This is a genomic window from Amycolatopsis echigonensis, assembly GCF_014174495.1.
GTDB classification, from domain to species: domain Bacteria; phylum Actinomycetota; class Actinomycetes; order Mycobacteriales; family Pseudonocardiaceae; genus Amycolatopsis; species Amycolatopsis echigonensis.
On sequence record NZ_JACJHR010000171.1, the window covers coordinates 1 to 7117 of the forward strand.

Annotated in this window: 5 protein-coding genes; all 5 read left to right on the forward strand. The window is 70.7% G+C overall.

Annotation, left to right across the window (positions count from 1 at the left end):
* Positions 1-529 precede the first annotated feature (529 nt).
* Entirely contained in the window at positions 530-1507 is a 978-nt protein-coding gene (locus H5411_RS45550; RefSeq protein WP_110341510.1) for a hypothetical protein, read from the forward strand.
* Between the two features lie 182 nt (positions 1508-1689).
* The gene (locus H5411_RS49950; protein ID WP_110341604.1) at positions 1690-2007 is read left to right on the forward strand and encodes a pilin; all 318 of its coding nucleotides are present in this window, start codon (positions 1690-1692) and stop codon (positions 2005-2007) included.
* A gap of 3 nt (positions 2008-2010) precedes the next feature.
* The gene (locus H5411_RS45560) at positions 2011-4113 is read left to right on the forward strand and encodes a hypothetical protein (protein WP_110341508.1); all 2103 of its coding nucleotides are present in this window, start codon (positions 2011-2013) and stop codon (positions 4111-4113) included.
* Positions 4110-5357 (forward strand): PrgI family protein, encoded by a 1248-nt coding sequence (locus H5411_RS45565; RefSeq protein ID WP_110341506.1) that lies wholly within the window; start codon positions 4110-4112, stop codon positions 5355-5357. Before H5411_RS45560 ends, H5411_RS45565 begins: the two co-directional genes overlap by 4 nt.
* Positions 5354-7117 (forward strand): VirB4 family type IV secretion system protein (locus H5411_RS45570; protein ID WP_246370496.1); only part of this gene is annotated, 1764 nt, incomplete at its 3' end. The genes H5411_RS45565 and H5411_RS45570, both read left to right, overlap by 4 nt.

The window sequence follows — 7117 nt, forward strand, 5'->3', positions numbered from 1 at the left end:
CTCCGACGGATGGGTGCCGTGCGTTCTGACGCCCCTTAACTCCGTATTTCGACCCCGTTTTGGACACGTCCCGCCAAATTTCTTTGCACCGCCCACTCGGGCTAAGCGCGACTCGACGCGATTCGGACAGTTCTGCCAAAGCCGTGACTGAGGAACCGCTTGTCCGGTCATCCCGCGCCGCCGCGAACCGCTTCCTGGACCAGTCGCGGCCAGATTTTTCAAGATCTTTCCGGCGGTGCGATGTGGATCTCGCCGCTGGTCCGCATCGGAGCCCTTCGTGACTACTAGCGCCGTACTAGCGAGCGACTATAACCCCAGCTCAACGGCTACTAGAGTTGATCAACGATCGTAGTTGACCAAGCCCATTTTTGATCTTGGATCGACGCGTTCGCGAGGCGAAATAGTAGTTCGCTAGTAGCCCCGGAACGGTTTGCTAGTTGGCGCCTAGTAATGGCGTGGTATTTCCGTGGTATCGGTCGTGGCTTCCTGACGGCGTTGTTGTTCGCATCGACGCCGTGGGAGTCACGACATGGCAGCACAATCCGTTTTTCGTCGCCGTGGCGACGAGGCTGTCCCGAACTCGTTGGATATCGCGCGGGACACGTTTACCTGGCTGGTGACCGGGCCGCACCCGGTGTCGCTGAACGGCCGGCTCTTCCCCGGCCTGCCCGACCGGCACATCCCGCTGGACGAGGTCCGCGACCGGCTGCTGGCGCGCCGGTGCCCGCAGGCGACGCGGGACGCGGTGTGGGCGCATCTGGTGCTGCGCTCCCGTACTGAAGGAGCGACCTGGACGGTCGCCGCGGTCGGGGTCGCACTGCCCGCGCTGACCTCGGTCGCGGCCACCCTGTCCGATCGGTTCGCCGGCGATCCGGCCGATGTTCACGCCGAGGTGTTGCGCGGCTTCCTGACCGCGTTGTCGACCATCGATCTGCGTCCGCCGCGGATCATGCTGCGACTGCGGTGGGCCGCCTACCGGTCCGGCTACGACGCGCTCGCCGAGGCGCTGGCGGGTCCGACTCCAGTCGCGCCGGGCTTCCGATCCACCCCGCCACACACGCCGTGGGGACACCCGGATCTAGTCCTCGCTCGCGCGGTCGCGGACGGAGTCCTGACCCAGACCGAGGCCGCACTCATCGGGGCGACCCGGTTGGAAGAGGTGTCCGTCGCGGACTGGGCTGCGGCGCACCAGACCGGCGAGTGGGCGGTCTACAAGACGCGCAAACGCGCCGAGCTCCGGCTCGCCGCGTACCTGCGCGACGGTGCCGCCGAGACCGATCCGACCGACCCGCTGACCGACCAGGTAGCCACCGCGTTGGCCCTCGCGCGCCCGGTCTCGCCGGTCCGCGACTTGCCGCTGTCGTCACTGTCCGTGTCCGTCGCTGACGCGGAATCGGGGCAGAAAGTTCAGGGTCGCGTGTCCAAAACGGACGCGAAATCCGGAGTTCAGGGCTGCGGGACACACCCGCGCTCAGCCCGACCTTCGGAGGTGCCCCAATGCGCCTGATCGATCGATTCTTCCCCGCCGCGAGCGGACCGCGCAGCGCCCGCCTCGACGGCAATCCGCAGCCGCCAGCCGAGGCCCCAGCGTCGAGCACGCCGGACCATGTCACCGGCAGCGAGTCGACCAGTGCTCCGATCATTACGCCGGAGGACTGGACCCCGGTCCGCCCCCGCCGCTGGTCGCACGTGGTGCTGATCGTCGAGCTGGCGATCCTCGCGCTGTTGGCGTCGGCGTCGGCGGCGCACGCCGACACGATGGTCGTCGCCCTCGCGGACTCGGTGACCACGGTCCTGAACAACGTCCGCAACTGGATCATGGGCATCTTGGCCGGTCTGGCCACGGTGTTCCTGTCCATCGGCGGCGTCCGCTACGTGATGGGCGGCGGCGACCCCGGCGAGGTCGAGAAGGCCAAGACCGCGTTCAAGTCCGCCGGGTGGGGCTACGGCCTTGCGGCGCTCGCGCCGCTGGTCGTGGAGATCCTCAAAGGGATCGTGGGGGCCTGACCGATGGCCGTCAGCACCCCGCCCACGGTTCGCCCGTACCGCCGGTCCGGCGGCCCGGTCGCGACCGCTGCCGCCGGACGAATCGACGGGGACCGAGCGATGCTCTCCCCGGTCTCCGACGCCAGCGCCGACCGGCCGCCGGCTGGTCGGCCGCGGCGCTGGCGCGCGGGCTGGATGCTGGCGCTGAGCATCGTCGTGCTCCTGGTCGGCGTCCTCGCGGTCAGCGCGTGGGCCTCGCCCACTGCGCCGCAGCAGCCCCCGCCGCAACCACCGTTGCCGATCCCGACGGTGGATCCGTGCACGCCGGGTTCGCCGCTGCCGGTCTGCCAACTGCCCGCGCCGACCACTACCAAGCCGCTGCCCACCGCGCCGCTGCCACTCCCGACCGGGGTGCCCGCGCCGACGACATGCAGCTTCCCCGGCCAGGTCGGCTGCACCTCGTCCACGCCGACCACGACGCCGAGCCAGCCGTGCACGGGTGAGGACTGCATCCCGCAGCCGACCACGCCACCACCGAGCACTGGTCCGCAGCAGCCGGGCACGGGCAGCGGCGAGGGCGACTCGGACTGTGGGATCACGGACATCGGGGCCTGCATCACCGAGGCCATCAACGGCGCGTTCCGCAGCATCGTCGACGCCGCGCTCTCGCCGATCCTGGAGCTGATCGGGCACACCGCGCTGTCCACGCCGACGATCAGCGACCTGCCCGGCATCGGCGAGTTGTGGAACAACTCCTGGGAGCTCGTGGTCGCCGCCTACGGCCTGCTCATCCTCCTCGGCGGCATCCTCGTGATGGGCCACGAGAGCGTCCAGGCGCGCTACTCGATCAAGGAGATCGGGCCGAGGATCCCGATCGCGTTCATCGCCTCGGCGCTGTCGCTGTTCTTCACCGACAAGCTCATCCGACTGGCCAACGGCCTGACCCTGGGCATCCTCGGCGACGGAGTCAACGCGCCCTCACTGGGCAACACCCTCAAGGACGCCGTCGCCGGCATCCAGACCGGCGGACTGTTCATCATCCTGGTCGGCCTGGTGCTCGTCGTGGTCGGCCTGGGCCTGCTGGTCGTCTACGTGGTCCGGATCGTCATCACCCTCGTCTTGATCATCTCTGGCCCCCTGTTCCTGATGTTCCACGCGCTGCCACACACCGACCCGCTGGCTCGCTGGTGGTGGAAGGCGATCACCGCGACGCTGGCGATCCAGGTCGCTCAGGCCCTGGTGCTGATCACCGCGGTACGTACGTTCCTGTCCGGCGGCGTGAATCTGTTCGGCTCGACGCTGTCCGCGCTCGGCACGCTGGTCGCCGCGATCGCCCTGTTCTTCATCCTGTTCAAGATCCCGTTCTGGCTGTTGAAGGCGGTCAAGGTCAGCAACGGCCGCTCGTTCCTCGGCGGTCTGGCCCGCGCCTACATCGCGGCGAAGACCTTCGGCATGGTCGCCGGGAAGACCGGCGCGCTCGGCAAGGTCGGCGGCGCCGTCGGTGCGAAGAGCGGCGGGGGCGGTGGCGGCGGTGGGGGCCGCGGTGGCGGTGGGTCGGCGGACCCGCCGTGGCCCGCGCAGCCACGCCTCGCGCCCACCCCGGAGATGGTCAACAAGCGGCTCAAGGCGGCCCATGACGCCGAGCGCGCCCGCGCGGCCCGCCGGTCGCGGCTGCCGTCGCAGGCGCCGCAGTTCCTGCAGCCCTCACCTCAAGACACCACTCACGACCCCGCCGTCACCCCGGCGAACCAGGGACCAGCCATGCCTCCTGAGTTCAGTTCCGCACCCACGCCCGCCACGCCGATCTCACCGCCGCGGCGGGGACCTCGGCCCGGATCGGCGCCGCAGTTCCAAGCCGCTGGAGGGCCACGTCGACGCGGCGCCACCCCACCGCCGGCCCGCCCGATCCGCACCGCGTCGGTGCCCCCGCAGTTGCAGTTCCGGCCCGCCACGCCACCCGCGCCGGAGCCGTCGTCGCCACCCAGGTCGGCGTCCGCTCCTGCCGCGCCGGTGTTCCGGCAAGCCCAGCCCAAGCCGCGCATCGGGGACGCCTACCGGCGTACCCAATCGGTTCCGCCGCCGGTGTTCCGCGCACCGAAACCCGCCCCAGGAGGTGAAGGGAAATGAGTCAGCCGGTAAGGATTCCCGCCGACGTCGATCGCGAGGACCGCGTCATCGGTCCGCTGACCGCGCGGCAGCTGCTCATCCTCGCCGTCACCGGGATCGTGCTGTACGGGGCGTACACGCTCACCCGCGAGTTCGTGCCGCTGGTGGCGTTCCTCATCGTCGCCATCCCGATCGGGGTGACCGCCGCGTTCCTCGCGCTCGGGCAGCGCGACGGCATTCCCCTCGACCGGTTGGTGCTGGCCGCGCTGCGGCAGCGGTTGAGCCCGCAGCACCGGGTGGCCGCGCCGGAAGGCATCCGGCCCGTCCCCGAGTGGCTGGGCAGCCAGGTCGCGAACACCAGCAGCACGGGCCGCGCCAAGCGGAAGGACAGCGCGGGCGGCGCGGATGCCGCGGCATCGACGGTCTCGCCGGCCGCGCTGCGGCTACCCGCCGAAGCGGTCACCGACACCGGTGTCATCGACCTCGGCAAGGACGGCGTCGCCGTGGTCGCGGTCTGCTCCACGATCAACTTCGGGCTGCGCACTCCGGCCGAGCAGGAGTCCCTCGTCGCCTCCTTCGGGCGCTACCTGCACAGCTTGACGGCACCGGTGCAGGTGCTGGTGCGGGCGGAACGGCTGGACCTATCCGGGCAGATCGCCGAGCTCCGCGACCAGGCCGGCGGTCTGCCGCACCCGGCGCTGGAACGGGCGGCGCGCGAGCACGCCGAGTACCTCGACCAGCTCGGCCGCGCCACCGATCTGTTGCGCCGTCAGGTGCTGCTGATCCTGCGTGAGCCGCTGCTGACCACGGGGCCAGCCGACGGGCTCGGCGGCGCCTCACCGCTGGCCGCGTTGACGGCGAAACGCCGGGCCGCCAAGCAGGCCGCCTTGGTCGACGACGCCACCCGGCGCGCGGCCGAAGCCCGGCTGGTCCGCCGGCTCGGCGAGGCGGTCGAGCTGCTCTCCCCGTCGGGGATCGTGGTCACCCCGCTGGACGCCGGACAGGCCACCGCGGTGCTCGCCGCAGCCTGCAACCCCGACAGCGTGATCCCGCCGAACTCCGGTCTCGCCGGCTCGGACGAAGTCATCACCACCGCCCCAGACGAGGGCTGGGACGCAGGTGCGTTCGGCCGCGCAGCGTTCCCTGCCGACGGCGAGTTCGGCGAGGCCGAGGACGCCTGGGACGACGGCCCTGACGACGGCTTCGACGACACCGCCGAGGACCCCGACGACTACGCCAACTCCGCGGGGAGGTACCGCCGATGAAGACCACAGCCAAGCGCCACGGCCGGAAGGCCCAGGCCATGCAGCCGCCGCTCGGGCGGGCCAGCGCGTTCACCCCGGACGCCATCTCCGTGCGCCCCCGCGCGCTGGAAGTCGGCGGCGAATGGGTCGCCAGCTTCGCCGTCGTCGGCTACCCGCGCGAGGTCCACCCCGGTTGGTTGCAGCCGCTGCTGACCTACCCCGGACGGGTCGACGTCTCGCTGCACATCGAGCCGATCGACCCGGTCACCGCCGCGAACAGGCTCAAGAAGCAGCTGTCGAAACTGGAGTCCGGCAGGCGGCACACGAGCGAGAAAGGACGGTTGATCGACCCGCACGTCGAAGCCGCCACCGAGGACGCCTACGACCTGTCCGCCCGAGTCGCTCGCGGCGAAGGCAAGCTCTACCGGCTCGGGCTGTACCTGACCGTGCACGCCCCCACCGAGGAAGCCCTCGGCGATGAGGTCGCGGCGATCCGGTCGCTGGCGGCGTCGCTGCTGCTGGACTGCAAACCGACCACGTACCGCAGCCTGCAGGGCTGGATCACCAGCCTGCCCATGGGCCTCGATCTGGTCGGCATGCGCAGGACGTTCGACACCAGTGCGCTGTCCGCGGCGTTCCCGTTCACCTCGCCCGACCTGCCGCCTCCGGACCCGACCTCGGTCGGTGCACCCAGCGGTGTGCTCTACGGCTTCAACGTCGGCAGCCAGGGCCTCGTGCATCACGACCGGTTCGCTCTGGACAACCACAACAGCGTGATCCTCGGCCGCTCCGGCGCGGGCAAGAGCTACCTGGTGAAGCTGGAGTTGCTGCGGTCGCTGTACCGCGGGATCGAGATCCACGTCATCGACCCCGAGGACGAATACGCCCGGCTGGCCGCCGCGGTCGGCGGGACGTACGTGCACCTCGGCGCCGAGCAGGTCCGGCTCAACACGATGAACCTGCCGATCCACACCCGCCCGGACGGCCGGCGCACCGCGCCGCGCGACGCGCTCATCCGACGCAGTCTGTTCCTGCACACCGTGATCGCGGTACTGCTCGGCGCTGAGCTCGAAGCGACCGAACGGGCGGCGCTGGACCGGGCGATCACCGCGACCTATCAGCGCGCCGGGATCACCTCGGATCCGCGGACCTGGACCCGCCCGGCTCCGCTGCTGGCCGACCTCGCCGAGGTCCTTGCCGACGCCGGAGATCCCGCCGGGGTGGAGCTCGCGGCGCGGCTGCACCCGTACGTCACCGGCGCGTTCTCCGGCCTGTTCTCCGGCCCGACCTCGACACGCCCCGAAGGGCACCTGGTGGTGTTCTCGCTCCGCGATCTCGCCGACGAACTCAAGCCCATCGGCACGCTGCTCACCCTGGATGCGGTGTGGCGGCAGGTCTCCAACCCGGCCATCCGCAAGCCCAGGCTGGTCGTGGTCGATGAGGCGTGGTTGCTGATGAAGGAGCCCGCCGGTGCCGAGTTCTTGTTCCGGATGGCCAAGGCGAGCCGCAAGCAGTGGGCCGGCCTCACGGTCGCCACCCAGGACACCGCGGACGTGCTGGGTTCGGACCTCGGCAAAGCCGTCGTCGCGAACGCAGCCACGCAGATCCTGCTGCGGCAAGCCTCCCAGGCGATCGACGAGATCACCCGCACCTTCGACCTCTCGCTCGGCGAGCGCCAGTTCCTGCTCTCCGCCGACCGCGGCCAAGGTCTGCTCAGCACCGGGACGCAGCGGGTGGCGTTCCAGTCCATCGCCTCGCCGGTCGAGCACGAGTTGGTCACG

Coding starts and splice junctions, on each gene's coding strand:
- H5411_RS45550 (WP_110341510.1), top strand. CDS start 530: ATGGCAGCACAATCCGTTTTTCGTCGCCGTGGCGACGAGGCTGTCCCG.
- H5411_RS45560 (WP_110341508.1), top strand. CDS start 2,011: ATGGCCGTCAGCACCCCGCCCACGGTTCGCCCGTACCGCCGGTCCGGC.
- H5411_RS45565 (WP_110341506.1), top strand. CDS start 4,110: ATGAGTCAGCCGGTAAGGATTCCCGCCGACGTCGATCGCGAGGACCGC.